The organism is Neobacillus niacini (genome assembly GCF_031457145.1).
Lineage (GTDB): Bacteria > Bacillota > Bacilli > Bacillales > Cytobacillaceae > Neobacillus > Neobacillus niacini_J.
Map to the genome: position 1 here is coordinate 665,518 of NZ_JAVDVZ010000001.1, position 15,567 is coordinate 681,084.

The following is a 15,567-nucleotide window of genomic DNA, read 5'->3' on the forward strand; positions in this document are numbered from 1 at the left end:
AAAAAAGAGAGAATGGAAGGTTATCCCTCCGTTCCCCCATACTCTTTATCAATCTTCACTTGAAAAGAATAATCTTTGTCTTTATCTGCGCCGTGTTTTAGTGAAAACATATATTTGGTCCTTTCACCAAGCACCACTCTTTTTTCCACTAATACAAGTTTTTTTTCAACATAGTACTGTCTTTCAACGGATAATGCAGGTTTTCCAGCTGTTGATTTTAGATATTGGGCATGAAAAGCATCTAATAAGACTGGTTCGATTTCTAATATTGAATGGGTGAAATGGATGTGATGATCATTCTCTAAGTGCTCGAAAAATACTGTTTTTTCAAAATTATTTTTTTCTATATTTGGTGCGAATTTTAAAGGAATGTAACTTATACCTAAAATGAGTGGGTCATCGTTAGCGCAGGCTACAGCACAAATCTTAAAAAAGCTTTCTGATGAATCAAGGTTAAAAAGATTAAAAATATGATTAGGTACATTTTTTTCAATGCCTGCTTCAATGACATTAACACTTGGGTGCAGACCCTGTTCACCAATTTGACTGGCAAAGGCTATTTCTCCGGTTAAATCCTGCAAAACCTTTTTTGGTGAGACAAATGTCCCGATCCCTTGTTTTCTGTCGATAAGTCCTTCAATCATTAGGTCATCCAATGCTTTTCTTGCTGTTGCACGACTAGTGCTGTACATTTCCATAAGTTCTCTCTCAGAAGGCACCATGTCACCTTCTTTCCAAGAACCATCCTTTATTTTTTCTTTTAAGATTTCTTTTAATTGATAATAAAGTGGGATTATACTTTTTTCATCTAACATATTATCACTCATCCATCTATATAGATTCTTATTTAAAAATTAACGTAATATATTATCCAGACCTTTATCTATATTTTAAATATTATAAATGATTAAAACAATAGAATTTATTTTAATCATCTCATCCATTTTGGTTAAGGAAGATACCCTAAAATAGGGAATTTCTTTATTTTAAAATTCTCGTTAAAATATATTTTAATATTCTTGCTAAAATTCAAAAAATAGCGTTTAACAATGGAACATCATGCACAAGGATACTGTTTTTTTGAGTATACGAGAATGAAAGAAATAGTAAGTAGTCATGAAGGGGGTTCCTTAAATGGATTTTATGAGCAGAGTGAGACCTGAATTAAAAGAAATTATTTCGGTTTTTCCACCCATTAAACTTCCCGAAGGTTTGATGGTAGCCAGGCAGGCACAAGCCGCTCCAATTGAAAGGTCAGAACAGGTGAAAATCACAGAAAGGACCGTTCCAGGTGGAGAGGCGCAGCCAATGATGGTTCGTATATATGAACCGGTAAAGCGAGATCAATCGAGGCTGGGAGCTTTGTTGTTTATCCATGGCGGTGGGTATGTCATCGGCAGCCCTGACAACAATGATACGACATGCCAATCGATTGTAGAGACTGCAAATTGTGTCGTTGTTTCTGTTGATTATCGTTTGGCTCCGGAGCATCCATATCCTGCACCACTTGAAGATTGTTATGCGGTTTTAGTATGGATGAAAAACAACGTGGAAGAGTTAAACATCGATGATGAACGGATTGCGGTAGCAGGACAAAGTGCGGGTGGAGGGTTAACAGCTGCGTTGTCTTTGTTGGCTCGTGATCGAGGAGGTCCGGCAATTGCGTTTCAGATGCCGCTTTACCCGATGATTGATGATCGAAATATCACACCATCTAGTTACGAAATTACAGACGAACGTGCTGTATGGAACCGTGGCAATAACTTAGCAGCATGGAGAATGTATCTCGGGGACCATATAAATGAAGAAATTTCTCCGTATGCCGCACCGGCACGAGCAAAAAATCTTTCTGGTCTCCCGCCAACATACACATGTGTGGGCCAACTGGACCCATTCCGCGATGAAACACTCGAATATGTCGCACAATTGGCGCGGGCGGGTGTACCAGTTGAATTCAATTTATATCCGGGGGCTTACCATGGGTTTGAAATGTTGAATCCTCAGACAGAAATAGGTCAACAAGCGGTAAACAGATATGTTCAAGCGCTAAACAAGGCTTTAAATTCAGAGCCCAAAGAAATTAAAATATAAAAGAAGGGCTGGTTCCGATGGAGAACCGACTTTTTATCCTCGAAAGATAGGTTTCCCATTTTCGAGACGCCAAGGCGTTGATTAAAGTTGGAATATGGAGCTTGTGACATGTTCTCCGTATAGCAATGATCGCTTTAACTTTTCCCTGGACAGCATGAAAATGAAGCAGAGGACCATCCCCTGCTTCACAATGTTGTACTAGAAGTCTTTTTCTCATTATTTATTACTGTTACTGCTGCTGGTTTACTATTTTGAGATCCCAGGAACACCCCAGAACCAATGAAGAGAAAACCAATAATTTGTAACACCAAAATAGGTTCATCTAATATCAGTAATGAGGCAATAGCTGTAACTAGCGGAATTCCGTTCATAAAAATGGCGGATTGACTGGGACCGAGAACACTAATCCCTCGATTCCACAGCAAATTCCCTACTCCTAGAGGAAAAGCACCTAGATAGAGTAACAATAACCAGGGAATTATACTAGTAGGCAAATGACTCCAACCTTCCATCGTTAGCTCCCAGAATGACAAAGGGAAGTAACAGATTGAAGAAATTCCGAAGAGGTAAAAACTAATGATTTCAGGTGAAACGTTCATGTCAATTGCTTTTTTTATAAAGATAAAGCTTATACTAAAAGTTAATAAGGCAATAACAATATAAAAATCACCAATGCTAAAGGATAAATGAATTAAATTTGTGATTGACCCTTTTAATACAACGAGCGTAACACCAAAAAAACCGAGACTAATACCAAGGATTTGCTTCCAGTTAAAAGGAACACTAAAGACTAAGTACGACATTAACGAAGTAACCAAAGGGGTTAAACCCATAATAAGTGCGGCATTCGTGGGTAGTGAATATTTTAGTCCAATTAGAAATATGGCGTTATTAATAACAACACCTAAAATAGAGGCACCTAAAATATAAACCCAAGCCCTTTTATTTCTTGGCAAAATAAAAGGGGAATTTCGAATAAACCAAATCAAAGCAATCGTTGCAAAAAGGTTCCGAATAAATAATAAACTCCAAAAAGGGAATTGCTCAACCAGTATTTTTGTTAGGACGAAATTACTGCCCCACATAATGATTACAATGGATAATATCCATTTTATTTTTGTATGAGTCAAGTTTTCACCTATTTTCAATTATTTTGAAGAAGAAGAGCTTGAAATGATCCGGAAGATGGTTATTACACGTTATAATTTTGTGAAAACCATTATAAAGCCGTATATCCACCATCCACTGCAATACTTGCGCCGGTAACAAAAGAAGCGGCATCGCTTGCTAAAAATTGAATCACATTGGCTACTTCATACGCCTGACCTAATCGTCCCATTGGGTGCCGATCTTTAAACAACCTCTGGGCTTCTTCAGGGACAAGGGGAGTTTCAATTACCCCAGGGCATACCGCATTTACCCGAATATTTTCTTTCGCATGCGAGGTCCCAGCGGCTCGCGTTAAGTTTACGACTCCACCTTTTGAGGCACTATAAGCAACACTACTGGGGGTCGCCACCAGCCCGAACATAGAAGCAAGATTTATAACGGAACCTCCATGACCTTGTTTTTGCATTTGCTTGATTGCGTATTTATTGCATAAAAAAACACCTGTATAATTCACATCATTTACTTTTTTCCATACATCAAGGCTTTGGTCTACGATATTTCCTGGACCGCCAATTCCCGCGCTTGCAACCAAGATATCAAGCTTCCCAAACATTTCAACTGTATACTGAACCATCTGCTTCACATCCTGTTCGTTTGTTACATCTGTTTGAACAAAGAGAGCACCAAGAAGTTGGGCTGTTTTTTTGCCTAACTCATGATTCAAATCTGCAATCATCACCTTAGCTCCATTTTTTATAAAATTCTTAGCCGTTGCTAATCCGATCCCGCTAGCTCCGCCGGTTATAATTGCTGTCATTCCTTGTAAATTCATCGTTTTTGCCTCCTTTAAAACTATTAGGTTACATAATAAAATCCCTATCACAGAATGCAAATAGGTCTGTATTCACCTCGAAGGACCTTTTTTAAGCGCTTCAAATGTTTTCATTATTAAACAAAAATAAACTAGTATATGTATCGTAATCTATTTTGGAAGATTCGAATATTCCCTTTTTTAAGGGGGATAGATACCCCTATAAGTAATGTGTACAGGGGAGGATTGCATTAAAGAAGGATAATGATGTTAACTAAAAGAGGGGATGACTATAGTTATCCATGCGGTTATAGAAATGAGTGAGAAGAGGATAAATAATAAAAACCGGGGCAAGGGTATGCCACGGTTTTTAGGTTTAGTAAATGATAAGTTACGAGAGGATCCCCCGACGAAACAATTCCGAAACCGCATGTGTTCGATTCTGAACTCCTAGTTTTCGTAAAGCTGTCTTGACATATTGTTTCACCGTTAATTCACTTATTCCCATAGAATCAGCCATATCAGATGTTGTTTCCCCATATGAAATTCTCTTCATAATCTCTAATTCTCGATTGCTTAACTGACCTGAATCATCTTCCTTCATTGAAGAATAAATAACTCTGCCAACTAATTTTCCATAATGTGTAAACAAAGAAAGCAGTTCTTCATCAAAAACGGGATACTCTCTAAAATGGGTCGTCCCAATATAACCTAATGCTACAGTATTAAAGGTGATTGGAACAATGAGACCGGATTCATGCGAATAAATATATTTCGTTCCCATTTGTTTTATGTAATCTAAACCTGTATAGTATTTTGCTCTTCTTTCCTGTATGGCTGAAAGGATCCCAGGTGCAACCCGAATGTCGTCCCGCTTCGTACTAATATTGATAGAATCTTCTTCTGTAAGGCAGATCAGCCCTTCAGCAATGAAACCTAATGGTGAATAACGATAGAGATGGGCATTTTTGACTGGAAATATCTCGATATATGTTTTTACAATCGATTGCAATTGTTCCTCGTGATTCGAAATTTCTTCTATTTCTCGTACTTTCTTTTCAATTTTAATGAATTTATCCTTCATTTTAGCCTGAATGGGATAGTGAGAGTTCACAAAGAATCATTCCTTTCAATAATATTATATAGGTGAATATTTAAAATAGTCAATAAATTTAGAACTATAAAACAGTTCTACTTTAAGTGATAGAAAGGAAGTCTTAAAGTTTGAGGACACCAAAAGGAGTATAGCCTTTAAAGATGATTACCCTATTAGGGGAGGAATTTCACTCTAAATTCGGTAATTTCCAACTTATAGCAGTCATTATATACTATAACGTATAGAACTGAACAACATAAGAAACGTGATAATAGTAAAAATGATTAAAAGCTGAAATGGCAACGCTTTCAGTTACGGTAATGAAAAATGGCCACGCTTTCAACGGAAAATCTAGAAATCTATTTTTAAAAATGGAGGAACTATAATGAATAACAAAAAACAAAGGGATAAAAAAACGGATTTTGATGCAGTAATAACCGGTGCTGGTTTTGCCGGGCTCTATATGCTTCATAGTTTAAGAGAGCAGGGGTTAACCGCTCGAGTATATGATACAGCCGATAATGTTGGCGGTGTATGGTATTGGAACCGTTACCCAGGAGCTCATTGTGACTCAGAGGCTGTATACTATGGGTTTACCTTTTCCGAAGAACTATACAAAGGCTGGACATGGTCAAAAAGATATGCTCCTCAGCCGGAAATTTTAGATTACTTGAATTATGTCGCTGACACATTAGACTTACGAAAAGACATTAAATTTAACACTCGTGTCAATACTGCTGAATTTGACGAAGAGAAGAATATTTGGCGAATCGAAACCAGTAATGGCTCGGTTGTAACTGCTAAATACTTTATTTCTGGTGTTGGCTGCCTTTCTGCATCAAATGTTCCGAATATTAAAGGTTTAGCTGAATTTAAAGGAGAATGGTACCACACGGGAAGATGGCCGCATACAAAAGTAGATTTTACTGGGAAGCGAGTAGGTGTCATCGGAACTGGGTCAAGTGGAATGCAGTTAATTCCGGAGGTTGCCAAAACTGCCGACCATTTAACGGTCTTTCAGCGGACGCCTCAGTATACAACTCCAGCAGGAAATCGTCCGTTAGAAAAAGAATATGTCGATGAGTTAAAAGCTAATTTACAACAATTAAGAAACGATATGCTAAGCTCGCCATCAGGTCAGCCGTTTAAACGCTCTCCGCTTTCGGTTTTGGATGATACACCTGAAGCACAGAATAAGAAATTTGAAGAGGCATGGGAAAAGGGACTGCCATTTTTCCCACTTTATAATGACATTTTGACAAATGAAAAATCGAATGAAATTGTGGCTGAGTTTGTCCGAAAAAAAATCGGTGAAGTTGTCAAAGACCAAGATACAGCGAAAAAATTAATGCCAAATTATTACTTTGGGACAAAACGCCCAGTAAGAGATAGTTATTATTATGAAACATTCAATCGTGAGAATGTTTCATTAGTAGATGTAAAATATGAAGAGCCAATTCAAGAGATTACCGAAAATGGCGTGCGTACGAAAAAAGGTGAATATGAGCTTGATATGATTATTTTCGCAACTGGCTACGATGCGATGACGGGTTCCCTAATAAAGTTTGATCTCATCGGTAAGGATGGAATCACACTGAAAGAGAAATGGGAAAATGGGGCAAGCGTCTCTACCTACTTAGGCATTGCACACGCCGGATTCCCGAACTTCTTTACGATTACGGGTCCAGAAAGTCCTTCGGTTATCACGAACGTACCAACAGCAATTGAACAGCATGTTGAATGGATTTCTAAATGTATTCAATACATGGAAGACAACCTGATTGAAGCGATTGAAGCCGATTCTGAGGCCGAAAAAGGATGGAGTGCACATTGCCGCGAAATGGCAGAATCGACGCTATATGTGAAAACAGAATCCTGGTATACAGGTGCGAATATCGAAGGAAAACCTAGAGGATTCTTAATCTATGTGGGCGGACTTAATAATTATAAAAAGATTTGCGACGAAGTGGCAGAAAATGGTTACAAAGGATTTTCAATCAAAACTTCATCTCATACAACAGTTTAAGAGTTTCATAGAACGATAGAATCTTTTTTAGCAATCGAAGCAAATCTATTGAACGCTTCATAAAGTGGATTCAGCTGTGAAACCACAAATAACAAGGTGATTAGTTAAAGGAGGATTTATACTATGTCAACTAATACGTTAATTCCATTAAATAGAAACGCAGCCGAGTTCATTTCAAAACCTAAAAAAATGCTCATAAATGGAAAGTGGGTGGAAGCCCTTTCTGGTGAAACATCACAAACTTATAATCCGGCTACGGGGGAGGTCATCACATCGGTAGCTAAAGGTGGAAAGGAAGATATTGACCGCGCCGTAAATGCTGCTCGAAAAGCATTTGAAGAGGGACCATGGCCTAAGCTAAAACCGAACGAAAGAGCGAAACTACTTTTAAAACTAGCTGACCTCTTGGATGAAAATGCAGAGGAAATCGCTCACCTTGAAACGCTGGAAAATGGTCGATCCGTAAAATTTTCATCATTCGTGGCGCCGAATGCTGCCGCACACTTCCGGTACTATGCAGGATGGGCAACAAGGTTGACAGGGGAAACCATCCCTACTTCACGCCCAGGAGATGTTTTTAACTATACAAGACGTGAACCGATCGGGGTATGTGGTGCCATTAACCCTTGGAACGGCCCATTTATGTCAGCGGTGATGAAACTAGCAGCACCACTTTCCACAGGAAATACCGTCGTGCTTAAACCAGCTTCAGAAACGCCATTAGGAACTTTACGCTTAGGTGAATTAATTCAAGAAGCTGGTTTTCCTGACGGAGTTGTTAATATCGTAACAGGTCCTGGAACAACTTTAGGAAACGCCTTAACTTTGCATCCAGAGGTAGATAAGATCGCCTTTACTGGTTCAACGGATGTTGGGAAACAGATTATGAAAAACTGCGCAGAAACGATAAAGAAAGTAACATTAGAGCTTGGTGGAAAATCGGCACACATTATTTTTGCCGATGCTGATTACGAAGTGGCATTGAAAAATGCAGCCAATGCGATTTTCATGAACTCTGGACAAGTATGTTTTGCCGGTTCAAGGCTTTTCGTAGAAGGAAAAATCTATGATAATTTTGTTGCCGACCTAGCAGATTACGCTAAGACTTACAAGCTTGGTAATGGTTTTGATCCAGATACCATTTTGGGACCTGTTATCTCTGCAAAACAGAAACAGTCTGTACTTAATTATATTGACATAGGTAAAAGTGAAGGGGCAGAGGTTATCACGGGCGGAGATGCTGCGGAAGATGGTCTTACACAAGGGTATTATGTAAAACCAACCGTGCTCGGTAATGTTCGAAATGATATGACAATTGCTCAAGATGAGATTTTTGGTCCAGTGGTTGCGGCCATTCCTTTCCATTCGGTTGAGGAAGTAATCGAAATGGCAAATAAATCAATCTATGGACTAGGCGGAGGCATCTGTACAACGGACGTTCGCAAAGCCCATAAAGTGGCGCACGCAATGAGAACCGGGAATGTTTGGGTTAATACGTATAGTCTAGTCGATCCAGCGTCCCCATTTGGAGGCTATAAACAAAGCGGAATTGGCAGGGAAAACGGTTCTGCCGCAATTGATGCCTATACAGAAATTAAAAATGTTTGGATCAATTTAGATTAACATTCCCAGTTCGTTAATCTAGTTATAAAAAGGGGATTATCCCCTTTTTATGATGAAGGTTTACTTAGCAAGTGTCTAAGACGATCTATATTAGGAGGAAATATAATGAAAGCTTTATTAATGGAAGAAGTAGGAAGGCCAATGACTGTGCAGAATGTTGCTGACCCAACGCTCAGTCCTGATGGTGTCATCATCAAAGTAGAGGCCAGTGGTGTTTGTAGAAGTGACTGGCACTTTTGGAAAGGGGATATGGAAATGAGAGCTCCCCTGCCACATGTACTAGGTCATGAGTTCACTGGCATCGTAGAGGAAGTTGGCAGTCATGTAACACAGTTTAAGAGAGGCGACCGAGTAGTTGTCCCTCCGATTCAAGCTGATAACACTTGTCCATATTGCTTAAATGGCCATCAAAACTTATGCGATAACAAATATACTTTAGGTGTCCGTCAGTGGGGGGGCTTTGCTGAATTTGCATTAATTCCAAAAGCAGAAGGAAATCTGGTTAAGCTTCCAGAGTCGATTGATTTTGTCTCTGCTGCTTCATTAGGGTGCCGGTTTGTTACGTCCTATTATGGAATGATTGATCAGATTAAAGTTCAAGCAGGCGAGTGGGTAGTTGTCCATGGTTGTGGCGGAATAGGTCTATCTGCGATTCAAATTGCAAATGCAATAGGGGCAAATGTCATCGCGGTGGATATTGCCGATGATAAATTAGAGCTGGCAAGAAGTCTCGGGGCCGTGTATACCATTAATGGGATGAAAGAAAATGCCGTTGAGGCGGTAAAAGAAATCACAAAAGATGGAGCCAATGTTTCTGTTGATGCATTGGGCATCACGGCAACCTGCCAAAATGCCATTTTGAGTTTAGGCAAAAGAGGCCGTCACCTTCAAATTGGGGTCACAACGAAGGAAGAAAAGGGCTTTATTCCTGTTCCAATTGATGAAATTGTAACAAAAGAGCTGCAAATTATCGGCAGTGTTACCATGCCGATTTCAAGGTACACTCCGATGCTTCACCTCATCGATACGTTAAACATCCAGCCAAGTAAGCTAGTGACAGAAAGAATTTCACTTGATCAAGCAGGAGATGTTTTTGAAGCAATGAGCAGTTTTTCAAACATTGGGATTTCGGTTGTAGATCGTTTTTAAAAAAAGGAGGGGAATAGGGTGCAACAAAAAACAACAAAAGACTGGCGTGACACCATCAAAGAATATGATCCTGAAATGGACGAAAAATTATTTAACTACATTGGTCACATTTTGGCTCGGGAGTCTGAAATACCAAGGAAATATAAAGAATTATTACTAGTCGCCACCTCTTCGGCCATGAGAAATCTGTCTAGTCTCGAGTCACATGCTCAAGGAGCTTTAAATCATGGAGCGACAAAGAAAGAAATTTATGAAGCGATTTCTTTAGCTTCCTTGTCAGCGGGAGTCCCTGCTTTTATCGAAGGGTTAAAGGTATTAGAACAGTTAAAATGATTGATAGAAATAACCTTATATATTATAGAAGGAAACTCTCGAAGGGAACTCTAAGTAGTTCAGTTTCTATTGAGAACCATAACAAATTGCACATCGGGAATTATGATGTACGAATGTAGGAGTTAGGATGCTTATGTTTCTTAAATTTTGGGAGGAGAATGAAAATGTATAGTGGATTGAAAACATTTGGAAAAATTATTGAACATCGTGCTAAAGAAAAGCCGGATGCCCGGTTTATTCGTTTCGAGGAGGAAGAACTTACATTTGGCCAGTCAAATGAAAATGGCAACAAGATGGCCAATGTGATGATTGGATTAGGGCTAAGCAAGGGAGATACTTGTGCAGTAATGCTGCCTAACAGCCCTGAATTTTTAGCTGCTTGGGTTGGTTTGGCGAAGCTTGGTATTATAGAGGTGCCGATTAATACAGCTTATCGTGGAGATCTTTTTTCTTATATTCTGAACAAAGCAGAATGTCAAGCGATTGTCATATCATCTCAGTGGCTGGATCGATTAAGAGAAATTAGCGGGAGTTTAACCCATTTGCGTCATATTATCGTCGTAGGCCATGGTTATGAACCATTACCAATCCCCCTAATTACTCACTCCTATGAGTATGTTATGGCGAATGCTAGTGACCGAGAGGTGGATGTGGAGATCAAGCCAAGTGATACTTCCCTAATTATGTTTACATCTGGGACGACAGGACCGTCCAAGGGGGTCATTCTCACTCATAGTGCCAATTTTAAGCTGGCTGAACATCAATGCGTCTATAGAGAGATAACACCTAATGATCGGATCTTCACTTTTTTCCCGCTATTCCATATCAATGCTCGCTATACACAGATCCTTGCCGGGCTTGTTGCCGGAGCTGACGTCGTGTTACATAACCGCTTTTCAGCTTCTAAATTCTGGGACATCTGCAGGAAGGAGAATGTCACCCAATTTGGCTATATGGGTTCCGTATTAACGATTCTCTTAAAACAGCCGCAGCGTCCTGATGATGCGGATAATCCGGTTCAACAAGCATGTGGAGCTCCTGCACCACCGGAAATTTACGAGGAATTCAAAAGACGCTTTGGTGTCAAAATTCATGAAGGCTACGGTGCTACGGAGTTGGGTACCGCAGCGATTAATCACGCAGATTCGTTCCGCCCAGGTTCTTGTGGGAAAGCAAACCCACATTATGAAATTGAAATACATGACGACAATGATCATCCTTGTCCACTAGGGGTAGAGGGAGAGATTGTTGTACGACCGAAGGAGCCAGGTGTCATATTTTCAGGGTATTATGGAAGCCCCGAGGAAACGGTCAAAGCGTGGAAAAACTTATGGTTCCATACTGGCGACAGAGGACGGATGGACGAAGATGGCTATATTTACTTTGTCGACCGGAAAAAGGATGCCATCCGCAGACGTGGGGAGAATATCTCATCGTTCGAAGTGGAACGCGTCATTAACGATCATCCAAAGGTCCTTGAAGCGGCCGCAATAGGTGTTCCGTCTGAACTCACAGAAGAAGAAGTGATGGTGGTGGTATTGCTTAAGGATGGAGAAGAGATGAATCCTGAAGAGCTGCTAGACTTCTGCCAGCCCCGAATGGCTCATTTCGCGCTTCCACGCTACATTCGGTTCGTTTCACAGCTTCCAAGAACACCAAATGAAAAAGTCGAAAAGTATAAGCTACGGGAGGAAGGGATTACCACTGACACGTGGGACCGTGAACTTGTGGGGTATAAAGTGCTGCGTTAAAAACGATTTCAATCCTCTAGGGAATCATTATAGGTGAAACCCAAGCTAGTTTACAGCTTGGGTTTTTAAAGTTTTTGTCATTACTTCCTTAATTTGTATGCTTCTAAGGATGAATTACTAATCATATAGGGGCGGGACCGAACCAAATTTCATGATATCACTAATATTCATCAGATGATAAAAAATATTCTGAATATATTGTTAGTTTGTACCTTTTGTGTTAATATACAAACATCAGGTGGACCTAATAACCTAATCGTATTTATGAGCTCATACTAACTAACTGTATGTTGCGTTTGAGAAGTCTCTAAACTATTACTTTTTCAGATGTGGTGAAAGTGTTTAGAGGAGGGGTGTAATTGTGAAGGCGGTTGTTTTGAAAGAAGCAGGTGGTCCGGAAAAACTAGTATATGAAGAAGTGAATACACCGACTCCCGAAGCAGGTGAAGTGCTAGTTAAATTAAATTACGCCGCATTAAACCGGAGAGATCTTTTTAATACCTATGGTGTACCTGGAGTAAAACTACCTGCAATTCCAGGTTCAGATGGTACTGGAACCATTGTTGAATTAGGAGAAAATGTAAGGGACATTGAAGTAGGCAGTAATGTAATAATTAATCCGGGTGTGGGGTGGGGAGTAGATGACAAGAAACCTGATCCTAACTTTTATCTCTTTGGATTACCTAAACAATTTCAAAATGAAATAAATAAAAAGATATATGTTGACGGAACATTTGCTCAATACATGGTTGTCCCTGTGGAAAATATTCACCCAAAGCCTAATTATTTGACTTGGGAGGAGGCTGCTGTCCTATCGTTAGCTGGGATAACGGCATACCGTGCTCTGATATCGAAGGGACAGGTGCAAAAAGGGGAGACAGTGCTAATACCTGGTATTGGGAGTGGGGTAGCCCTTTTTACCCTGCAAATGTGTGTGGCATTAGGGGCAAATGTGTATGTTACATCTGGAAGTGAAGAAAAGATCGAACTTGCAATACTACTTGGAGCTGTTGGTGGAGTGAACTATCAATCGCCGGATTGGTCAAAAGAGCTTCGGGAAATGATGGGTTCTGCAGATCTAATTGTTGATGGTGTAGCTGGGGAGGGTTTTAAAATCCTATTTGATCTAGTTGCAGAGGGTGGTCGAATTGTAACGTATGGGGAAACGAATGGCTCAGTTTCGCAGTTCATGTTATCTAAAATTTTTATGAAAAATTTAGATGTGAAAGGGACAAAGATGGGCAGCCCACGGGAATTTGTAAAAATGCTAGAATTGTTTGAGAGCTATCACATTCACCCAGTCATTGATCGTTGTTATCCACTTGATCAGGCAGCTGAAGCTTTAACATATATGCAACAGGGAGGAAACTTTGGGAAAATTGTTCTCCGTGTTCCAGGTTAAACAAGGACAGATGAATCATATGAGTCACTGATATGTTAGGTAATTACATGTTTCGAGACATTGAATTGAACAAAGTAAGGGAACAAAACAATTTTTGTTCCCTTACTTATTATAAGGTTGATAAGTAAGCAAACAAACAGTTTGTTCTATATTACATAAAATCATCAATTGCTCACGAGATAAAAAGTATTAAAAATAATCAGAAAATATTGTCAACTAAACCTAGCTGTATTATAATACAAACATAAGGTTGACCTAACAACCTAATTATCTGTCAGGAGTTTTTCTTGCTTACTAATAGCTCATTATAGGTGCAGAATAGCTGTATTTGGGCTATAGGGTTTGTCTGCTAAACACCAGTTCGAATTACCGAAGAGTTGAATATACAGGGGAAATCCTATGTTGGTTTTGAAAATATAAGAATCCGTGGGCTTGGTAACTTGCATTTTTTAATAACACCATTGAGAAAGCGCTTACTTAGGAAGGGGATTAAAATGTACAACGGATTGAAAACGTTTGGAAAAATAGTTGAACATCGTGCTAACGATAAGCCAGATGCACGGTTTATTCGTTTCGAGGAGGCGGATATTACTTATGGCGATTTAAATAGAAGTGGCAACAAGCTGGCAAATGTGATGGCAAAATTGGGACTAATCAAAGGAGATACAGCAGCGGTTATGCTACCTACCTGCCCAGAATTTTTAGCATCCTGGTTAGGTCTGACAAAACTTGGCGTAATTGAAGTTCCGATTAATGTGGCGTTTCGCGGTGAGCTCCTTACACACATCCTCAATACAGCTGAGAGCAAGGCTATTTTTATCTCATCGGAATGGGTTGATTGCATAAAGGACATCTCAGAAGAATTGCTGCATCTCAGGCACGTCATTGTAGTGGGAGAGGACTATGAGCCGACGCCTGGCCGAATCTCTTGGCACTCTTATACAAGAATTGTGGATGCAGCAAGTGATCAGCCAGTGGATGTATCTATCCAACCTACGGATCCCTCGCTCATTCTATTTACATCGGGAACGACGGGTCCGTCTAAGGGTGCTATCATATGTCATCAAGCAAATTTTAGAGCGGCGGAATTACATTGCAAATTTAGAAAATTGGGGCCGAACGATAGGTTATTCACTGTTTTTCCACTTTTCCATGTCAATGCCCGCTATACAACCATCCTCCCCGCTCTCATAGCGGACTGTGAGGTTGTAAATGCATAACAAGTTTTCGCTTCGAGATTCTGGGACATATGCAGGAGAGAGGGAATCACCCAATTCTCTTATATGGGCTCAATGCTGACCATTCTTTTGAAACAGCCGCCGCGGCCTGAAGACGCGGACAATCCAGTTCAACAAGTGACCGGAGCACCATGCCCTCCGGAAATATACGATGAATTCCGAAGACGATTTAATGTCAAGATTCATGAAGGCTACGGTTCAACGGAGACAGGTTCTGTGGCCTATAATCATGCTGATACGTTCAAAAAAGGATCCTGCGGCCTGCCTGTTCCGACATATGAGGTCGAGATCCACAACGACAATGATGACCGTTGTCCGGCTGGTGTAGAGGGTGAAATTGTTATAAGACCGAAGGAGCCCGGGATCATGTTTTCAGGTTATTATGGTATGCCTGAGGCTACAGTCAAAGCGTGGAAAAACTTGTGGTATCACACTGGCGACCGTGGCCGTATAGATGAAGATGGCTATCTATACTTTCTCGACCGAAAAAAGGATACCATCCGACGTAGAGGTGAGAATATATCATCGTATGAGGTCGAGCGCATAATCAACAAACATCCTAAGGTCTTAGACTCGGCGGCAGTTGGTGTTCCTTCTGAAATCACGGAAGAAGAAGTACTTGCGGTAGTAATCGTGAAGGATGGAGAAGATTTGAAACCAGAGGAGCTGCTTGACTTCTGTCAGTCCCGAATGGCTTATTTCGCAGTACCACGCTATGTCCGATTCGTTTCAGAATTCCCGAGAACGCCGTCCCAAAGGATACAGAAGTATAAGCTCCGTGAGGATGGAGTCACCCCTGACACGTGGGATCGTGAACATATTGGGTATAAAGTACTGCGTTGAATAAGTTGAAAAAGACTCAAGATAGAATGGTTCTGAAAGCACAGCATATTTATCGGCAAACCAGAAGGTGCTACAGAAATCAAGAATGATTTAT

General features: G+C 40.2%; 12 protein-coding genes and 1 pseudogene. 9 read left to right on the top strand and 4 right to left on the bottom strand.

Annotated features, from left to right (window positions below; translation table 11 throughout):
* Nucleotides 1–20: 20 nt before the first annotated feature.
* Entirely contained in the window at nt 21–815 is a 795-nt protein-coding gene (locus tag J2Y03_RS03565; RefSeq protein WP_165903085.1) for a GntR family transcriptional regulator, read from the bottom strand.
* A 319-nt stretch (nt 816–1,134) separates the two neighbouring features.
* Here J2Y03_RS03565 and J2Y03_RS03570 point away from each other — a divergent pair, with 319 nt between their 5' ends.
* Nucleotides 1,135–2,091: an alpha/beta hydrolase gene (locus J2Y03_RS03570; protein ID WP_310190703.1), complete on the top strand. Its 957-nt coding sequence runs from the start codon at nt 1,135–1,137 to the stop codon at nt 2,089–2,091.
* 185 nt (nt 2,092–2,276) lie between these two features.
* Here the strand turns inward: J2Y03_RS03570 and J2Y03_RS03575 are convergent, their stop codons facing one another.
* The 3 genes from J2Y03_RS03575 to J2Y03_RS03585 all read right to left on the bottom strand — a co-directional run bounded on the left by J2Y03_RS03575 (nt 2,277) and on the right by J2Y03_RS03585 (nt 5,126).
* Complete coding sequence (locus tag J2Y03_RS03575; protein WP_310190706.1) at nt 2,277–3,221, bottom strand: DMT family transporter; 945 nt, start codon at nt 3,219–3,221, stop codon at nt 2,277–2,279.
* Between the two features lie 89 nt (nt 3,222–3,310).
* Nucleotides 3,311–4,033 (bottom strand): SDR family NAD(P)-dependent oxidoreductase, encoded by a 723-nt coding sequence (locus tag J2Y03_RS03580; RefSeq protein ID WP_310190707.1) that lies wholly within the window; start codon nt 4,031–4,033, stop codon nt 3,311–3,313.
* A gap of 370 nt (nt 4,034–4,403) precedes the next feature.
* The gene (locus J2Y03_RS03585) at nt 4,404–5,126 is read right to left on the bottom strand and encodes a response regulator transcription factor (RefSeq protein WP_310190710.1); all 723 of its coding nucleotides are present in this window, start codon (nt 5,124–5,126) and stop codon (nt 4,404–4,406) included.
* A 367-nt stretch (nt 5,127–5,493) separates the two neighbouring features.
* Here J2Y03_RS03585 and J2Y03_RS03590 point away from each other — a divergent pair, with 367 nt between their 5' ends.
* The 8 genes and pseudogenes from J2Y03_RS03590 to J2Y03_RS03625 all read left to right on the top strand — a co-directional run bounded on the left by J2Y03_RS03590 (nt 5,494) and on the right by J2Y03_RS03625 (nt 15,473).
* Nucleotides 5,494–7,134: a flavin-containing monooxygenase gene (locus J2Y03_RS03590; RefSeq protein ID WP_310190711.1), complete on the top strand. Its 1,641-nt coding sequence runs from the start codon at nt 5,494–5,496 to the stop codon at nt 7,132–7,134.
* Nucleotides 7,135–7,257: 123 nt separating this feature from the next.
* Nucleotides 7,258–8,757: an aldehyde dehydrogenase family protein gene (locus J2Y03_RS03595; RefSeq protein WP_310190713.1), complete on the top strand. Its 1,500-nt coding sequence runs from the start codon at nt 7,258–7,260 to the stop codon at nt 8,755–8,757.
* 105 nt (nt 8,758–8,862) lie between these two features.
* Complete coding sequence (locus tag J2Y03_RS03600) at nt 8,863–9,906, top strand: zinc-dependent alcohol dehydrogenase family protein (RefSeq protein ID WP_310190716.1); 1,044 nt, start codon at nt 8,863–8,865, stop codon at nt 9,904–9,906.
* Nucleotides 9,907–9,924: 18 nt separating this feature from the next.
* Entirely contained in the window at nt 9,925–10,239 is a 315-nt protein-coding gene (locus J2Y03_RS03605) for a carboxymuconolactone decarboxylase family protein (protein WP_310190718.1), read from the top strand.
* A 164-nt stretch (nt 10,240–10,403) separates the two neighbouring features.
* Complete coding sequence (locus tag J2Y03_RS03610; RefSeq protein WP_310190720.1) at nt 10,404–11,990, top strand: AMP-binding protein; 1,587 nt, start codon at nt 10,404–10,406, stop codon at nt 11,988–11,990.
* A 361-nt stretch (nt 11,991–12,351) separates the two neighbouring features.
* Entirely contained in the window at nt 12,352–13,392 is a 1,041-nt protein-coding gene (locus J2Y03_RS03615; protein WP_310190721.1) for a quinone oxidoreductase family protein, read from the top strand.
* A gap of 494 nt (nt 13,393–13,886) precedes the next feature.
* Nucleotides 13,887–15,002, top strand: a pseudogene (locus J2Y03_RS03620) (AMP-binding protein); the annotation flags it as partial.
* A gap of 15 nt (nt 15,003–15,017) precedes the next feature.
* The gene (locus tag J2Y03_RS03625) at nt 15,018–15,473 is read left to right on the top strand and encodes an AMP-binding enzyme (RefSeq protein WP_396954169.1); all 456 of its coding nucleotides are present in this window, start codon (nt 15,018–15,020) and stop codon (nt 15,471–15,473) included.
* Nucleotides 15,474–15,567: the final 94 nt, after the last annotated feature.

Coding starts and splice junctions, on each gene's coding strand:
- J2Y03_RS03565 (WP_165903085.1), bottom strand. CDS start 815: ATGTTAGATGAAAAAAGTATAATCCCACTTTATTATCAATTAAAAGAA.
- J2Y03_RS03570 (WP_310190703.1), top strand. CDS start 1,135: ATGGATTTTATGAGCAGAGTGAGACCTGAATTAAAAGAAATTATTTCG.
- J2Y03_RS03580 (WP_310190707.1), bottom strand. CDS start 4,033: ATGAATTTACAAGGAATGACAGCAATTATAACCGGCGGAGCTAGCGGG.
- J2Y03_RS03590 (WP_310190711.1), top strand. CDS start 5,494: ATGAATAACAAAAAACAAAGGGATAAAAAAACGGATTTTGATGCAGTA.
- J2Y03_RS03595 (WP_310190713.1), top strand. CDS start 7,258: ATGTCAACTAATACGTTAATTCCATTAAATAGAAACGCAGCCGAGTTC.
- J2Y03_RS03600 (WP_310190716.1), top strand. CDS start 8,863: ATGAAAGCTTTATTAATGGAAGAAGTAGGAAGGCCAATGACTGTGCAG.
- J2Y03_RS03610 (WP_310190720.1), top strand. CDS start 10,404: ATGTATAGTGGATTGAAAACATTTGGAAAAATTATTGAACATCGTGCT.
- J2Y03_RS03625 (WP_396954169.1), top strand. CDS start 15,018: ATGCCTGAGGCTACAGTCAAAGCGTGGAAAAACTTGTGGTATCACACT.